Annotated in this window: 18 protein-coding genes; 2 read left to right on the plus strand and 16 right to left on the minus strand. The window is 43.6% G+C overall.

What is annotated here, in order from left to right:
• Positions 1-58 precede the first annotated feature (58 nt).
• Positions 59-1,348 (plus strand): outer membrane protein transport protein, encoded by a 1,290-nt coding sequence (locus tag AACW90_RS04870; RefSeq protein WP_390231617.1) that lies wholly within the window; start codon positions 59-61, stop codon positions 1,346-1,348.
• Between the two features lie 315 nt (positions 1,349-1,663).
• Complete coding sequence (locus AACW90_RS04875) at positions 1,664-2,947, plus strand: outer membrane protein transport protein (RefSeq protein ID WP_390231621.1); 1,284 nt, start codon at positions 1,664-1,666, stop codon at positions 2,945-2,947.
• A gap of 54 nt (positions 2,948-3,001) precedes the next feature.
• On the opposite strand, the gene AACW90_RS04880 is transcribed toward AACW90_RS04875, so the two are convergent.
• The 16 genes from AACW90_RS04880 to AACW90_RS04955 form a co-directional block, all read right to left on the minus strand.
• Entirely contained in the window at positions 3,002-3,787 is a 786-nt protein-coding gene (locus AACW90_RS04880; RefSeq protein WP_390231624.1) for an MlaA family lipoprotein, read from the minus strand.
• Between the two features lie 76 nt (positions 3,788-3,863).
• Entirely contained in the window at positions 3,864-5,078 is a 1,215-nt protein-coding gene (ccmI, locus tag AACW90_RS04885) for a c-type cytochrome biogenesis protein CcmI (protein ID WP_390231627.1), read from the minus strand.
• On the minus strand, positions 5,078-5,551 hold the full coding sequence (locus AACW90_RS04890; RefSeq protein WP_390231630.1) for a cytochrome c-type biogenesis protein: 474 nt from the start codon (positions 5,549-5,551) through the stop codon (positions 5,078-5,080). Before AACW90_RS04890 ends, ccmI begins: the two co-directional genes overlap by 1 nt.
• Positions 5,551-6,102 (minus strand): DsbE family thiol:disulfide interchange protein, encoded by a 552-nt coding sequence (locus AACW90_RS04895; RefSeq protein WP_390231633.1) that lies wholly within the window; start codon positions 6,100-6,102, stop codon positions 5,551-5,553. The genes AACW90_RS04890 and AACW90_RS04895 overlap by 1 nt, the downstream gene beginning before the upstream one ends.
• A 3-nt stretch (positions 6,103-6,105) precedes the next feature.
• Positions 6,106-8,064 (minus strand): heme lyase CcmF/NrfE family subunit, encoded by a 1,959-nt coding sequence (locus AACW90_RS04900; protein ID WP_390231636.1) that lies wholly within the window; start codon positions 8,062-8,064, stop codon positions 6,106-6,108.
• On the minus strand, positions 8,065-8,550 hold the full coding sequence (gene ccmE, locus AACW90_RS04905) for a cytochrome c maturation protein CcmE (RefSeq protein ID WP_390231639.1): 486 nt from the start codon (positions 8,548-8,550) through the stop codon (positions 8,065-8,067).
• Complete coding sequence (ccmD, locus tag AACW90_RS04910; protein ID WP_390231643.1) at positions 8,547-8,753, minus strand: heme exporter protein CcmD; 207 nt, start codon at positions 8,751-8,753, stop codon at positions 8,547-8,549. The genes ccmE and ccmD overlap by 4 nt, the downstream gene beginning before the upstream one ends.
• Positions 8,754-8,758: 5 nt before the next feature.
• A complete protein-coding gene (locus tag AACW90_RS04915) occupies positions 8,759-9,496 on the minus strand; it encodes a heme ABC transporter permease (protein WP_275134455.1) in 738 nt (245 codons plus the stop codon).
• A gap of 131 nt (positions 9,497-9,627) precedes the next feature.
• Complete coding sequence (gene ccmB, locus AACW90_RS04920) at positions 9,628-10,296, minus strand: heme exporter protein CcmB (RefSeq protein WP_275134456.1); 669 nt, start codon at positions 10,294-10,296, stop codon at positions 9,628-9,630.
• Between the two features lies 1 nt (position 10,297).
• Positions 10,298-10,915 (minus strand): cytochrome c biogenesis heme-transporting ATPase CcmA, encoded by a 618-nt coding sequence (ccmA, locus tag AACW90_RS04925; RefSeq protein WP_195703933.1) that lies wholly within the window; start codon positions 10,913-10,915, stop codon positions 10,298-10,300.
• A gap of 249 nt (positions 10,916-11,164) precedes the next feature.
• Entirely contained in the window at positions 11,165-11,626 is a 462-nt protein-coding gene (locus AACW90_RS04930) for a DUF2802 domain-containing protein (protein ID WP_275134458.1), read from the minus strand.
• Positions 11,626-12,120: a chemotaxis protein CheW gene (locus AACW90_RS04935; protein WP_275134459.1), complete on the minus strand. Its 495-nt coding sequence runs from the start codon at positions 12,118-12,120 to the stop codon at positions 11,626-11,628. Before AACW90_RS04935 ends, AACW90_RS04930 begins: the two co-directional genes overlap by 1 nt.
• Before the next feature lie 38 nt (positions 12,121-12,158).
• Positions 12,159-13,178 (minus strand): chemotaxis protein CheW, encoded by a 1,020-nt coding sequence (locus AACW90_RS04940; RefSeq protein ID WP_390231651.1) that lies wholly within the window; start codon positions 13,176-13,178, stop codon positions 12,159-12,161.
• Positions 13,168-13,947 carry a ParA family protein gene (locus AACW90_RS04945; protein WP_390231655.1) on the minus strand — a complete coding sequence of 260 codons (780 nt, stop codon included), beginning with the start codon at positions 13,945-13,947 and terminating at the stop codon, positions 13,168-13,170. The genes AACW90_RS04940 and AACW90_RS04945 overlap by 11 nt, the downstream gene beginning before the upstream one ends.
• Before the next feature lie 8 nt (positions 13,948-13,955).
• Positions 13,956-15,095, minus strand: a complete 1,140-nt coding sequence (locus AACW90_RS04950) for a protein-glutamate methylesterase/protein-glutamine glutaminase (protein ID WP_390231658.1) — start codon at positions 15,093-15,095, stop codon at positions 13,956-13,958.
• A gap of 10 nt (positions 15,096-15,105) precedes the next feature.
• Positions 15,106-17,307: a chemotaxis protein CheA gene (locus AACW90_RS04955; protein ID WP_390231661.1), complete on the minus strand. Its 2,202-nt coding sequence runs from the start codon at positions 17,305-17,307 to the stop codon at positions 15,106-15,108.
• Positions 17,308-17,315 lie beyond the last annotated feature (8 nt).

Raw genomic sequence — 17,315 nt, forward strand, 5'->3', positions numbered from 1 at the left:
TCTCCACTCTGGCATAACGCCCATTTTAAGAGGCGATTTTTTACAAAAGGAATTACTAATGAATAAAACGCGTCTGTTTAAAAAAACGATAATCGCAGCAACGATAGCGCTTGCTTCTCAACAAGCAGTAGCTGCCGGTTTTCAATTAAATGCACAATCCGCTACTGGCCTAGGCCGAGCGTTTGCCGGTGATGCTGTTATTGCAGATAACGCTTCTTCAATGGCTCGTAACCCCGCAACCATGGCACTTTTTGATGAAACTGCTTTTTCACTTGGGTTTGTCTCTATTACTTCTATGATTGAAGTGAAAGATGCAACGTATACCAGCGCAGTTTCTGGCACTTCAAGTGCAAATTATGATGATGCGGGCGGTACGTCTCTTGTTCCAAACATCCACCTTATTGTTCCAGTAAACGACAAGTTTGCCTGGGGTATTAATGCTTATACCAATTTTGGTACTAAAACCGAATTCGACGACAGTTATGTCGCTTCAGAGTACGGTGGCACAACAGACGTCAAAAGTTTTAACCTTGGACTAGCTGGTTCTTATCGCTTAGATGATAACTGGAGCTTTGGCGCCGGATTAGACTTAATCTATGGTAAAGGCACACTTAAACGAGACATAACGTTACCTAATAATGTGGTTTCACCTACTGGTGTAGAAACGTACACAGCATTAGACGCGGATGCAGATGGTTGGGCTGTAGGCTTTAATTTAGGCACGGTTTATGAACTAGATGAAAACAATAGATTTGGACTAGCTTACCACTATAGTCCAGAGCTAGAGGCTAAAGGTGACATCACTGGTGTAGGTGTTGATCCAAACACCGGAAACGTTGTCACGGCAACAAATAAGAATGATACACTTTATATGCCACTGCCTGACATATTGGAGTTCTCCGGGTTTCACAAAATCAAGGATACAAAATTCGCTGTTCACTACAGTGTTCAATGGATAGGTTGGAGCTCTTTCGACGTATTGAAAGCCGAAAAATCTGGCGAAATAAATAACTACGAATGGCAAAATGGAATGCACTACTCTATTGGTGGTACATATTATTTGAACCAAGATTGGACTCTACGCGGTGGCTATATGTACGATACTAGTGCACAGGATGAGGTTACCTCAATTTCTGTACCAGATTCCGATCGAAATTGGTTTTCCGGTGGCTTTACATACCACTTAGATCAGAAATCTAACATTGACTTTGGTTTCACTTATTTGGTTGGTGCTGATGTAGACGTTTCCGAAACGACAGAAGTAGCTGGAACGACTATTTCTTCGGTAAAAGCCACCACACACGCGGATGCTATCTTAGTTGGTTTACAATACAGCCGCACTTTCTAAACGCTGTATAAATACTTAGACTTAACCTGTCAAAAAGGGTCGGATTTTCCGACCCTTTTTCTATTTCTACTATTAATCACTCAGGCAATCCAATACACACTCATATCGCTATAAGCCCCTTTCACACCACACTTGTACGCTGAAAAACGCAATGGTCAGACCACAATACCAAGATAATTCTCTCTATTTATCCAAATAATAGAGTATTAATTCAAATTGTAACAATTTTGCAATTTTTATTATTAAAGTAAATACTCTATTCGTAAAATGCCTCACTGTAGACATATCGGTTTAACTAATTCAGCGAATAAATTAATGAAAACAAATAAAAACCTTCTCTCCATCGCTATTCTGAGTAGCATAGCAACATACAGCAGCAGCACGCTAGCCGCCGGCTTTCAGTTAGCGGAGTATTCCGCAACAGGACTTGGTCGAGCGTATGCCGGCGAGGCAGCAATAGCCGACAATGCCGGTTCTCAGTGGCGCAACCCTGCCTTACTGACTTATCTTGAAGGCACACAGGTTTCTGGTGGCGCTATTTACGCCAACCCTAACATTGATGTAACGGGCAATGTTTCCTCATATGGAAGCAATTATGAGGTCAATACCAAAGACTATGCGGATGACGCCATTATTCCTAACTTTTATCTTTCGCATAAATTAAATGAAAAAGTCGGTTTAGGTTTTGCTCTTGGTACAAACTACGGCATGAGTACCGATCTAGGTAATGATTATGCGGCCAGCCATTATGGCGACAGTGCCGAAGTAATGACTCAAGAGGCGAACCTAAACATTGGTTATGAGTTAACCGGAGCGTTGAGTATTGGTGGTGGTATACGATATGTGATGGCAGAAGGCCATTTTGGTGCGACATCTCCTGCACACGGAGCAGCCTACCCAAATCAAACATTAAAGTATATGGAAGGTGATACCACTGAGTGGGCTTGGCAGCTTGGTGCAGCATGGCAAATTAATGACCACCATCGCGTCGGATTTGCTTACAAATCTGAAGTCGAACTCAACCTTGAAGGCACAGTGAAAGGCGTTGGTTTTGGTTTGGTTCCCGGCACTACCGCTCCTGGTTCGTTAGCATTGACACTTCCAGCGACGGCTGAATTAGCCAGTATGTATCAGCTTTCAGAACAGACGACAATAACCGCAAGTATCAACTGGACTGACTGGAGCAGCTTTGAAAAGCTAGAGGCGGATCTTGGCGCAGCAGGTACATCAAACGTAAAAGATGAAAATTGGGAAGACAACTACCGTTTCGCAGTTGGCGCAGAATATCAGATAGATTCTGAATGGTTAGTCAGAACAGGTATTGCTTATGATACGTCTGCGGTAAGTGATAAAAACCGTTCTGCAACTATCCCAGAAACCGATCGTACGTGGCTTAGCATAGGGGCTGGTTACACGTGGTCACCGCAGTTATCTTTTGATGCTGGGTTTACCTATATTATTGCAAAAGATGCCACCATTAGTGAACCACGGGGCTCTTACACCGGCGATAGAGAAGCTGAAGCAATTGGAGGGAAGTTCGAAGGCGAAACGTCTGGCAACGTTTGGTTGCTCGGTGTTCAGGCTAACTACCGCTTCTAATTACAGTAATTATTGCTGACAAAAAAATGCCCCGTTTTAACGGGGCATTTTTATTTAGAACTCTTCATCCAGATAGTCATCAAGGTAGTCTTCTTCTTGCTCATTGATCTCTTCCGGTTCAACTTGCGCTTTATAGTCACGACGCTGTAGATAGATATCTCGTGTAAACGCGTATGGATCTGGTGATGCTTCCAACATCGGTTCTTGCGAAACCAACGCCGCTCGGCTCTCTAACCCTTCCAGTGCCCATTTGCCCAAAGATCCCCAGATGTTTAAATAGGAAAGCGGTGAGTACATACCATCAACTAAATCGGTTACCTCACGGGTCGTCACTGGACCGTACGCTGGAACCATGAAATAGGGACCGTTACCAACGCCATAATGGCCGAGGGCGTCACTAAATGCTCTATCGTCTTCAACAATACCTGCCGCGCCTGCAATATCGAATAACCCTAAGATACCGAATGTGGAGTTGATCCAAAATCGGTTAAAATGATTCACCGCTTCTTCACCATTACCCATAATAAGGTCATTGATCATGCTTGAAGGCTCGTCGAGGTTAGACAAAAAGTTAGCGATACCTTTGCGCAAAGGCGTTGGCGTGTAACCGACGTATGCGAGCGCGACTGGCCGAAATAAATACGGATCAACGAAATCATAGTTAAATGACCACATAGCCCGGTTAAAGCCTTCTAAGGGGTCATTAGGGTGAGATTCGCTGCCTAACACTTGCTGATTAATTTCTGCGTCTTGTGCGGTTTGTTCGGGAGTAGAAGAACAACCAACAGCCAATAAGGTGATTAAAATAACCAACACACCTTTCAAGCGTGTTACTAACATAATGAAATACTTATCCTTAAGTTTAAAAAAAAGAGGTTGACCAACGTCAACCCCCAACTAATTAACGAAGGACATATTAATACTGTTTATCAATCATTATTGCAACCTGATCACCCATTTTCACAACTTGGCTCTCACCATACCAGTCACCTTCTTTGGTACTGACATTACCATCAGTATCAATTCGCGCTTTGACAAGTAAACTGTCTAGTTGAGTGATACTTTGCCCCTGCATCATTACATTCGCATCATCAAGTACGACGGTTCGTGGAAAGGCACCAATAGGGTAACGTGCTGCGGCAACGGGCACTGGTGACCCATTTCCATCATGAATCGATACAATCAGCAATCCCTGTTCAGGTAACTGTATATCCTGACCCACCGTAATAGTAATCGGAACACTGCTTGTAGTGACGGCTTTACCTAACATTTTTTCCGCATTTTCAATACTTCTATCAAGCATTGAATAGCGGTTGTCGTCAGGGCCAATGAGTTTCTGCATGGTACGCCAGAATCGAATCGATTCTTCGTATTCTCCTCTTTGATAAGCGTTAAACGCCAACAATGAATAAACACGTAGATCAACATAATCATCCTGTAGTAAACCAATCAGAATTGAGCGCGCAAGTTGTTGCTGCCTTTCATCTTCTGACATCATTAGTGATTGCGCGTAACCTAATCTCACATCCGGATCATCTGCGTCGAGCTTGTGCGCTTTTTTCATCGCCCCTGTCGCCGTATCCGCGTCTCTATCTGCCATCGCTATCCGGCCCAACAACAGCCAACCTTGAGCATCATCTGGTTGATAATGTAATCTTGTACGCAAGGCAAGTTTGAGATCTTTCAGCTCGTCTTCAGTTAGCGACTCTTGCTCAGGTGACATAAGTTTTTGTGTCAAAGCGGGCAATTGGTCGTTAATGCTTTGCCAATGCGACACTTTATCTAAACTGCCAAAAATTGAGTAGACCGCATAAGAAATAACGACCAAAACCAAGGCTGATGGAATAAACACGGCCATTGGAGAGATAGAGAATGACTTTGCTTTGTTCTCGTCAGCCGGGATGTCTTCTAGCAGCAGTTGCTTCAAATCGACAATCAAATCTTCTTGATCGGTGACCACACCCGCTTCTGCTTCGACTTCAAGTTCTTCTAATCGATCTTTGTAGAAAGCTTTGTTAAGTTCATCTCGACGCGCTTCATCATCAAATCGTTGTTTTCTAAAAAGCGGCAGTGCAATAAAAACAATACCCGCCAAGGTCAAAACGACGGTAGATAACCAAAAAATTGCCATTATTGTTTATCTCCTTTTTCTTCTAATATTGCTTTTAAGCGGGCTTCTTTTTCTGCATCCCATTCTTTTGGTTGGTTCACTTTCTGCGCTTTTTTCTTGCTATTAAATACAATGATACTGAACCCAAGTAGAACAACAAATAAAGGCCCAAGCCAAAGAACAGATGTCGCGATGGTGAACGGTGGTTTGTAGGTTACAAAATTACCATAACGCGCAATCATGTAGTCGACAATTTCGTCCTTAGATTTGCCAGCTTTTGTCATCTCATACACTTTTACTCTAAGGTCTTTTGCAAGCTCGGCGTTTGAATCACTAATGGTATTATTCTGACATTTAGGGCAGCGTAGCGTGTGGCTTAATTCTTTAAACTGCTCTTCTTGCTGCTCATTATCAAACTCGAAGACATCAATCGCCGCATATGCGGTGAATGACATTAATAAAGCGCTAAATAAAATCACAAATAATTTTTTCATTATTTAGCTTCCTCAATCATCTGCATGTACATCGGTTCTAGTACTTCTGCCCAGTTCCCTAAGGTAACATTACCGACGTGGCGATAACGAATAATGCCTTTTGCGTCGATTAGGTAGGTCTCTGGTGCGCCGTAAACGCCGAGATCCAGCCCTAGCATTCCGTCACCGTCAAACAGGCTGATAAGATAAGGGTTACCTAAATCATTTAGCCAACCCGTCGCTTTAGCACGGTCATCTTTATAGTTTAAACCAATGATTTTTACACCCTTGGCCGCGAGCTCATTTAGCGTTTGATGCTCCGCGTAACAGGTAGGACACCATGTGGCCCAAACGTTCAGCAGTAGGGGTTCACCTCTAAAGATCGCCTGATCGTGCAACTTGCCGGGCTCGGCCAAGTCTTCCAAACGGAACTCAGGTACGGGTTTACCAACCAGTACTGATTCTAGCTTTGTCGGGTCTTCACCTTCAGCATTACGAGACAGTTGCACCACGAAAACAGCCACAAGTACAAGAAACATAGCGAATGGTATAAACAGAATTTTCTTATTCATATTTTAGGCCTTCACTTCCTTAGACTTGCTTCTGAAACGATAGCGTTTATCACTCATTGCAAGAAGCCCACCTAACGCCATAAAGATGCTCCCCGCCCAGATCCAACGTATAAACGGTTTGTAATACAATCTAACCGCCCATGAACCATCGTCACCGAGTTGCTCGCCCATTGCGATATAAAGGTCGCGCGTAACACCAACATCCAACGCCGCTTCCGTCATCATCGATCCAGACGTAGTGTAGAAACGTTTTTCCGCATGTAGCGTATTGACGTACTTACCATCTTCTGTAATTTCGAAATCGGCTACATAACCATCATAGTTAGGGCCGTTTTTGTCTCTTAGGCCTTTGAAGTAAAAGTTATAGCCTTCAATTTCAAAGTTTTCACCTGGTGCTAAACGCACATCACGTTCAACACTATAGTTCTGCGTCATCGCGATGCCAATAACCGTAACGGCAAGACCTACATGTCCAAGGACCATAGACCAGTGGGTTCTTTGAAGCTTACGGATACCCACCAAAAAGCGATGTCTATGGGTTGCACGTTGATGAATTTCATAACAGTGCATTGTGATTATCCAAAGCGCCATTACCCAGCCTAGATAGGCCATACCAGTAAACTTGTCACCAAGAATTGATACAAACAGTCCAGCAAACACGAATGAAATAAGGCCACCGAACAACATCGGTTTTATCAACGAGGAGATATCATCTCGTTTCCAGCGAATCAGTGGACCGACGCCAATTAGGAAAGAAAATGGAATCATCAACCAAGTAAATAACATATTGAAAAAAGGTGCGCCTATGGAAACCGAACCTAAACCAATCTGCTTATGAACAAGTGGTAGCAAAGTGCCCACTAATACGACAACCAGAGCCGCGATTAACAAAATATTATTGGCGAGTAACCCATTCTCACGCGAAAACAGCGCAACGTTGCTTCGAACACGAATGGCAGAGCCTTTCAGCGCAAATAACAACAATGAACCACCGATAACAACGATCAGGAATCCAAGAATAAACATGCCGCGAGCAGGATCTGAAGCAAATGCATGCACCGAAACCAAGATACCAGAACGAACTAGGAAGGTTCCGAGCAGACTGAGTGAGAAAGCAGAGATAGCCAATAGAACGGTCCACGCTTTAAACGTGCCACGCTTCTCTGTTACCGCCAGTGAGTGCATTAAAGCTGTACCCGCTAACCAAGGCATAAACGATGCGTTTTCTACCGGGTCCCAGAACCACCAACCACCCCAACCGAGTTCGTAATAGGCCCACCATGAACCCAGTGCAATACCTAAAGTCAAAAATACCCATGCAGCCGTTGTCCAAGGACGAGACCATCTTGCCCAAGCCGTATCTAAACGACCTGTCATTAACGATGCTATCGCAAACGAGAAAGCAACAGAGAAGCCAACATAACCCATATACAACATAGGTGGGTGGATAATCAGACCGGGATCTTGCAGCAGCGGGTTAAGGTCACGGCCATCAATAGGAAAGAAAGGTAACGTTCTTAAAAAAGGATTCGACGTGACGATAATAAACAGAAGAAATCCAATTGTAATAATCCCCATCACCGCAAGCACACGACTGATCGACTCTGGAGGCATACCCCGACTAAACGACGCAACAGCAACCGTCCAACCAGCTTGAATCAACACCCATAGCAGTAGTGAACCTTCGTGAGCTCCCCATACCGCAGTAAGACGATAATACCAAGGAAGCGCGGAGTTAGAGTTACTCGCGACATAGCTGATAGTAAAATCGTTGGTATAAAATGCCCAAAGAAGAATACAAAATGAAAGTAATAAGAATGAAAACATGCCCCACGAGAGTGGTCGAGCGGTAGCCATTAACATATGAGACTGCTTAGCAGCACCAACCAGAGGTAGAATACTTAAAAGTACCGCAAACCCGAGAGAGACAATAAGCGCAAAATGACCAATTTCAGCAACCATTTACTTGTCGCCCCCTTTTAACTGCTCTTCCGTGTAGCCCATTGGCTCGTGCACTTTTTCCATCGCTTCAGCTATTTCTGGTGGCATATAGTCTTCATCATGCTTTGCTAGCACTTCAAAAGCTTCAATAGATGTCGCTGTTTTTAAAACACCTTGCGCGACGATACCTTGTCCTTCACGGAAAAGATCTGGCAGTATTCCTTCAAATTCAATGGTCACCTGAGGACCAACATCGGCAAGCTTAAACGACACTTTTAAAGATTCAGGATCTCGGCTAACCGACCCTTTTACAACCATGCCACCTATACGCAGTCGTTGGCCCACTTCCGGTTTAGAACCATCTGGCTTGCCATGAACCAGTTCTGTTGGTGTATAGAAAAGATCCATGTTTTGATTTAATGCGTACAGCACAAGTCCGATCGTAGCACTAAGACCTAAAAACAGTGCCAGCAACAGACCCATTCTTTTTTTGCGTCTTGGGGTCATAATGTGTTCTCCAAATTCTTCGCCGCTTCTATTCGGGCTTGGCGTTCCTGTTTACTTTTAACTTCACGAATGATTTTTTTGCCCGTCATTAAACTACTCGCGGTAAGGATGAAAAGTGATAGAAACGTAACCCCAAATGCACCCCATACATAGGCCCCGTAGCCACCCATAGCTATTAGGTCACTAAAGCTTTCAAAATACATATCTGTTATCTCCCAGAAATGAGCGTTTGCACCCAAGGACGATGACTCTCCTTAGACAAAATCTCATTTTTAAATCGTACTAAAGTCAACGTAACAAAAAAGAACAAGAAACCAAATATATTCAAAAGCAGTGCCCATAACATGTCGCCTGAAATAGACGGTTTAGCGAATTTAGTAATGCTGGCTCCTTGGTGTAGTGTATTCCACCACTCTACAGAGAAATGAATAATAGGAAGGTTAATAACACCGACAATGGCCAAAATACCCGCTGCCTTAGCCGCTGTTTTTTGGTCATCGAAGGCGTGATAAAGTGCTATCACACCTAAGTACAAAAATAGTAGTACCAGTTCAGATGTTAGCCTTGCATCCCATACCCACCAAGCACCCCACATAGGTTTGCCCCAAACCGCCCCAGTGAATAATGCAATGAATGTAAATACAGCACCTATTGGTGCCATTGCCGCCGCCGCCATATTCGATAATCTATGCTGCCATACGATACCAACAAACGCAGCGATTGCCATCGACATATAGGCACCCATAGACCAGATAGCGGAAGGAACATGGATATAGATAATTCGAAAACTATCCCCTTGTTGATAATCAGAAGGCGCAAAAGCTAACCCCCACACCGTACCCGCGCCTAAAAACAGTACTGTTAATACCGCGAAGTATGGTAACAATTTATTACATAAATTATAGGTCACTTCGGGCTTAGAATAGGGATGAAGCCATTTCCACATGGTGATATCTCGCTCTTGATTCGTGTTTTTATAATATGTTTTTATACTGGGCTAAACTAAAGACAGCGCAAGGGGTGATCGTATTCTCTGTCACCTGCAAAACAATACCCATAAAGAGGTAGTTTATCGTGCTAATTCACACTAACTCTAAGTGCAGCACTAATCGCAAATGGGGTTAAGGTCATTGAACCTGCAAGCATCGCTGCCATTATAGCCAGTTGACCGTTATATGGCATGCCTAAACTTGCTGCATCGATCGCTGACGTCGCAAATATCAATATAGGAATATAGAGCGGTAAAACAAGAAGGCTCAGTAATACGCCGCCTTTTTGTAACCCAACGGTTAATGCCACACCGATAGCGCCAATGAAACTTAGTGTCGGTGTCCCTATTAACAATGTCAGAACAACGGTTTGCCACGTGTAAAAGTCTAATGACAACAATACAGCCAAAAGAGGACTTATCAATATCAGTGGCAATCCCGTTAACAACCAGTGAGCAATCACTTTTGAGATGACCACGAGTTGTAAAGGAATAGGCATAAGCATCATCTGTTCTAAAGAGCCGTCTTGAAAGTCGTCTCGAAACAACCTCTCCAAGGAGAGTAAGGCAGAGAGCAATGCGGCTACCCAGATAATACCTGCGGCTATTCTCGCCAATAAATTTGGCTCGGGGCCAATACTTAAAGGAAAAAGAGTAATGACGATAATAAAAAACCACAATGGGTTAAAAATATCGGCTTGGCGGCGGAAGGCAATAAGTAGCTCTCGGCGGATAATCATTAACATAGGTTGGATCATGTTAATCACCCAACTTAATTTTGCGAAGTTTTGGTGAATCAATAAACATGTCTTGGTGAGTCGTAAGCACCACTATTCCCCCTTCTTCGGCGTGTTTGAGAAACAAGTTTTCCAATACTTTCACACCCTGTTTATCAATTGCTGTAAGTGGTTCATCTAGAATCCACAAAACCTGTGTACTTAACCATAACCTTGCTAGTGCTACTCTGCGTTGTTGACCGGCGGACAGTTGTGCGACAGGCACATCTTCTCTCCCAGCAAGACCAACTTGAGCAAGTACAGACCAAATTTTATCTCTATCAATTTCCGATTGATGGATCGATTGATAAAAGGAGAGATTTTCAAACCCGGTGAGTTCTCTTTTTACACCCGTCTGATGACCTAAAAAAAGTAAATCCTGATGGAAAAGATCACGATTGCTTACTGTGATGCTGTCGTTCCAACGAATCTCGCCACCTTCACAGTCGCCGAGCCCTGCAATAATTCTCAGTAATGTCGTTTTCCCTGTGCCATTTCGGCCTTCAATTTGAACAATTTCGCCTTTACCGATCTTGAACGACAGCCCTTCAAAAAGAACTCTTTCGTCACGAATAGCGGTAAGATTTGAGACTTCTAACATGATTACTACTATTTATAAATTTAACGGCCATATTAGCATAGGCTTTATCACCCTACGTAGGGCATAAATAACAAGAAATTGATTTTTTTGAATTTGACGACTCAGTACCGTCACATAATGACAAAATTCTTTATACAACCCACTATTTTTTCGATTTATTAATCAATAAGACACAAAAAAGAGAAGCAGAAACGCTTCTCTTTTTTACTTTACAAAACACAAACTTTATTCGATCTATTTATGGCTTTGCTATTTCTTATTGCTCGGCCTCATAGGGGGGACTTTTTCCTTTCCAGAAATCTTGTTTTGTAATGCCATCATCAACTCAGCTTCTGCTTTGGGTAACTCGCACTCTTCAATCAATTCATCTACACCAGCACCGAGCTGTACCATTTTACTTGCTCTAGAATATAAGCGGCTATCAGAATCAACATGCTCTAATTCCGTAATTCTTTCCGACAAATGTTGAATTAGCTCTTGTTGTTCCGATACTTTTTGACCCAGACCTATCACAACAGAGCGAACCTCAAGCAATTGATTATTCGCTTTTGTGATCTCTTTTTCTAGATTTCTGGCTGCCTGCCTATGGTGCTCAAGGCTTCCTCGCGTCTGCTTGCCATTACGCAACAAAATAACGCCAAGAACGAGAGCCAAAAAAAGACTCCCGCCTATCAGTACATAAAGCGTCATTGAATCTAACTGTTCAATCATTACAGATGTGCCATCTCGTTCCATTCATCATCTGAAAGAAGCTTGTTAAGGTCGACTAAAATCAATAGCTTACCTTCTCGATTACTCACACCTTGGATAAACTTAGCACTTTCGTCAGTACCGACACTTGGTGTTGTATCGATCTCAGATGAGCGCAAGTAAACCACTTCAGCAACACTGTCGACCAAGATACCGATGACTTGACGTTCAGATTCGATCACGATGATACGAGTATTATCAGAGATCTCACCCTGCATTAAACCAAATCTTGAACGCGTATCGATAACCGTAACGACGTTACCACGCAGATTAATGATACCCAATACATAGTCAGGCGCACCCGGTACTGGAGCAATTTCAGAATAGCGAAGTACTTCTCTAACCTGCATTACATTAATGCCATAAGTTTCTTCTTCGAGCTGGAATGTTACCCATTGAAGCACTTCATCATTTGCTTGATCTTTTTTTAAATCTACTTCATTCACTTGAGACATGTCTTATCCTCTTTGTGTCGCTATCGACAAACCTTTTATCAAATATTTAAAGACTTTACGTCTAGTCCAGCAGTTATCATTGTTATCATGGCTTCGACGTGAATCAAAGCACACATTTTTTCTTTGACCATACCTGCAAGCCAAGGCCTTTTCCCTGCTTGCTCTCGCCAACGTACACTCCGTACATTAAGCGATTCGGTTCCTTTCAGCTCGCTTGCTGCTAAGCCCCAACTACTGTCACCTAGCATTACGATATATTGATAAGCTTCTTTATGAGACTCATCTTTTAACTTGTCAGCCATTACCCATTTTGCCGTATCGACTACGTCATATTGATTGTCTTTATTGGTTTGAAGACCCAGATACCAATTCGGTCGACCTATCAGATGGCTCATTTCCGTCGTTTTGTGAATACCACCTAACTCATCTAACGGAACCGCGAAAAGCACGCCATTCACATCAAAATAGAGTACCTGAAAATCAACACTTCTTTCCGTACTTTTCCAATCATCAAACACTGAGGGGGAATACGCGGTTTCAATTTCCGATTCCACTTCAACAGTTTGGTCTATTTCCTGCTCTATATAAACTTCAGGTTCTTCTACTACAGCTTCAAAAACAGGATTCACCTGAGTCTCAACCGCCCATTCCTGAACCTCTTCAGTCTCTTGCATAGGAGCAACAAGCACATCACCTTTTACTTGATTGATGCTGACCGTATTCTGTTCAATTAAGCTGACAATCTCTGGTTCGGCAGCAAGATCCGTCCTCTCCATCTTATCAAGAAGCTTTTGAACGTCTTCTAAATCTGGAACCTCAAACTCATTGTATCCCAATGTCTTATAAGATGACTTATAATCTGTTTGCGGTTGAAGCGCGAGTAACGGTTCTTGATTCTGCTCATTTAATTCGGAAATGGGGGCGGAGTCAACCGCTACTAAAGGCGTTGATTCAATACTGTGGGGATCTGCAAAATCCCACTCTTCATCAAGAAGTGCCGTGAAATATTCATCTAGTGCCTCAGCACCCGTCAGCTTATGTGCTTGTTTACTGCTCATCTAACGCCAACCTCTCTAGGTAGATCAACAGTTGTTTATATGCAAATACACCACGGCTGCCTTCAGCGAAATGAGAAGCTGGCAAACGTTTTAAACTTGCGTCTCTAAACTTCGTATCAATAGGTACTGCGGAACTCCACACGTGATCTGGATAGTCTTTTTTAAGCTGATTCAACGTCGTTAATGACGCTCTAGTTCGCTTGTCATACATCGTCGGCACAATCGTAGTTTTAAACGCTCTGTTACGTGACTTCTGCATAATTGTTAACGTACGAACCATGCGTTCCAGCCCTTTCATCGCTAGAAATTCGGTTTGCACAGGGATAAGGATACGATCACTTGCGGCTAACGCATTGACCATCATTACACCCAGAATAGGCGGGCAATCAATAAGCACGTAATCATAATCACCATGTAAGGCGAGCAAAGCGCGCTTAAGGATCAATCCCATACCACTTCGATTACCCATCACCCGATCAAGGGTCGCAAGTGACATGTGAGCGGGAATGATATCAATATTGTCTACATCAGAAGCCAAGATTAATGGCCTAACTGATTCTTTATTTATCTCCGATAACTGAAACAGATCGAATAAGCTTTTCGCTACGGTATCTGAATCGTATCCAAGATAGGTTGTTAAGGAGCCATGTGGGTCGGTATCCACTAGCAGCACTCGCTTATCTTTCTTAGCGAGTAAGCCAGCAAGAGTGATGGTCGTCGTCGTTTTACCTACGCCACCTTTTTGGTTTGCGACACTCCAAACAATCATACGACCCCCTATGCCAGGCCGACTTCGACAAGCATGCGCTCAGCGATACGATCTAATGGTAAGTCTTCGGTTGAGATAGCCGCTTTAGCAACCGCTTGTGGCATACCGTAAACCACACAACTATCTTCATCTTGAGCCCATATCGTTGCACCCGCTGTTTTCAACATTCGTGCACCTTCACGACCGTCTGCACCCATACCTGTTAGTATCATAGATAGCACTTTATCGCTATAAACCTTAGCTGCTGAACCAAATGTAACATCTACGCAAGGTTTATAGTTCATTCTATCACCACCGTCTACGATACGTAATTTGGCCATACCTGGGCGACCTTCAATCATCATCTGCATACCTCCGGGTGCTAAATAAGCAACACCTGGACGCAATATGTCACCATCTGCTGCTTCTTTCACTTCAATGTTACAAAGTGTGTTTAAACGACTCGCAAAGGCGGCCGTAAAAGTGGCGGGCATATGTTGAATGAGGACAATTGGATGCGGATAGTTTTTTGGTAATTTAGTCAATATTTTCTGCAATGCAACCGGGCCACCCGTTGACGTTCCAATAGCCGTCAATTGATACTTCTTGCCACTTGCGCGAAATTTCCCTGCAAACTTTCTGTCCGCTACTGGTGCACGATTTGCCCCCGCAGCTAATGTGGCGTTCGTTGCTCCACCCACTGCAGGCCTGCGTAACCCAGAACTTGTGGGTGTTGTGGTAGAGGTTGTTGCTCTGCGGCGAACCTGCATTTTCTTACGGGCAATCTCTACAACTCTTTGCTGTAACAGCTGAGTTGCTTCGTCTCGATTTCGCGCAATATCTTCAAATTTTTTCGGTAAGAAATCCAATGCACCTGCATCAAGGGCATCAAGCGTCGCACGCGCACCGTCATGTGTTAATGAAGAGAACATTAAGATAGGCGTCGGGTTTACCTTCATGATTTCACGTACCGCTGTAATGCCATCCATGATAGGCATTTCGATATCCATTGTAATCACATCGGGTTTAACTTGAGCGACTTTTTCTATCGCTTCCTTGCCGTTCGTTGCGACATCAACCACCTCTAAGCGTGGATCAGCATTAATAATCTCACTCACTCTCCGGCGAAAGAAACTTGAATCGTCAACAACTAATACTTTTACAGCCATATCATCCTTCTTACATACGCGAACGCATCGCGTACTGCTTCAATAGGTTAGGTACATCCAGTATCAGTGCGATATGTCCATCACTGGTAATCGTAGCTCCTGCCATGCCAGGAGTGCCTTGCAATAACTTATCTAATGGTTTGATGACTACTTCTTCTTGGCCAATCAAATTATCCACAACAAAGCCGACTCGTTGGCTGCCCAACTGAACGATAACAACATGTCCGTGACCTTCACGTTGATCGACAGAGCCCGCTTTTGGAACTAGCCAGTTTTGCAAGTAGAAGAGTGGTATCGACTTCTCTCGAACGATAATCGTTAACTGACCATCGACAACGTTAGTCTTACTTAAATCTAAGTTAAATATCTCATTAACGCTGGCGAGTGGTAGCGCGAATGGCTGATCACAAACACCAACCATAAGCGTTGGTAGAATAGCGAGTGTTAGAGGCACCTTGATAGTTATCTTGGTCCCTTTGCCTAGTTCAGAGTCAACATCAACAGAACCATTCAAAGTATTGATAGCGGTTTTAACCACATCCATGCCAACACCACGACCTGAGATGTCTGAAATTTTTTCTTTTGAAGAAAATCCTGGGGCAAAAATGAGATTGAAGCACTCTTTATCGGTTAAACGAGAAGCCGCTTCGGTATCCATCAATCCACGATTAACCGCAATGTCTCGAAGCTTATTAGGGTCCATACCACCACCATCATCAACGATAGCTAGCTCAATATGATCACCTTCTTGAGAGGCAGATAGAATAACTTTACCTGTTCTGGACTTACCTGATTTTTCACGATCATCTGGCATTTCAATTCCGTGGTCTACGGAATTTCGAACCAAGTGAATCAGTGGATCGGCCAACGCTTCTACTAGATTTTTATCCAGATCCGTGTCTTCACCACGCATTTCAAGCACAATATCTTTGTTTAGTGTTCGAGCCAAATCACGTACAACACGAGGAAATCGACCAAATACCTTTTTAATAGGTTGCATGCGCGTTTTCATTACCGCGCCTTGAAGGTCAGCAGTAACAATATCTAAATTCGAAACCGCTTTAGACATCTCTTCATCATTGCGGCTTAGCCCTAGGCTCACCAATCGGTTTCGAACCAATACCAGTTCACCCACCATATTCATAATGATATCTAGCGTCGAGGTATCAACACGAACCGTTGCTTCCGCTTGCGGTTTTTGAGCGGCTGGTTTATTTACTTTCGGGGCTGATTTTTCCGCAGCGACTGGTTTTGAAGTCACACTTGGTTTCGCCTGAGTTTTAGGTGCAGATGCTTTTGGCGTAACCGTAGGTTGAGCAGAAGGAGCAGGTTTCGCTACGGCTGCTGGCACATTTGTAGATTTCGTTGCGGCGTCTAACTCTTCAGGAGAAGGGCCTTTACCTGCGCCGTGTAACTGGTCGAGGAGTTTTTCAAACTCGACGTCAGACATAACATCTTCTTCAATGGAAGAGCTGCTTATTGCTGGTGCTGTCGGTGTCGGTGCTACGCTGCTTGTTGGCGCGGTTCCCTTGCCGTGTAGCTCATCAAGTAGTTTTTCGAATTCATCATCGGTAATATCACCAGTCTCAGGAATAGAGGTAGGCGTTATTGGTGCTTGCACCTCGGATGGTTTGCTCGTGCTCGCACTGGGGGCAGTGCCTTTGCCATGTAACTCATCAAGGAGTTTCTCAAATTCATCTTGAGAGATATCATCTAAGGAGCCGTTGGACCTATTTTCAGCGAAGTTACTTTCGATAACGGGTTCTGGTGCAACTTCAACGACAGGCTCTTCAACGACCTCTATTGCAACTTCGTCCGCACTAGCAGGTTTACTCAAACGATGAAGTTGATCAATTATTGCAGGATCTGCGGGAATTAGGGCTTCGCCGTTCTGCACAGAAACAAACATTACATTTACGGCGTCAAGCGACTGTAAAATCGTATCCATCAACTCTGCGGTGACAGAACGTTGACCATTTCTTAAAATATCAAAAACGTTCTCTGCACCGTGACACGCGTCGACAAGTTCTGTTAATGAGAGGAAACCAGCCCCACCTTTTACGGTGTGGAAGCCGCGAAAAATTGCATTTAACAGTTCTTTATCGTTAGGGTTATTTTCAAGTTCAATTAACTGCTCTGAAAGCAGTTCAAGTATCTCACCCGCTTCTACTAAAAAATCCTGTAGAATTTCTTCGTCTAATTCATAGCTCATAGTTTACC

Origin of the sequence: Vibrio frigidus (assembly GCF_042465995.1) — a bacterium.
GTDB lineage: Bacteria > Pseudomonadota > Gammaproteobacteria > Enterobacterales > Vibrionaceae > Vibrio.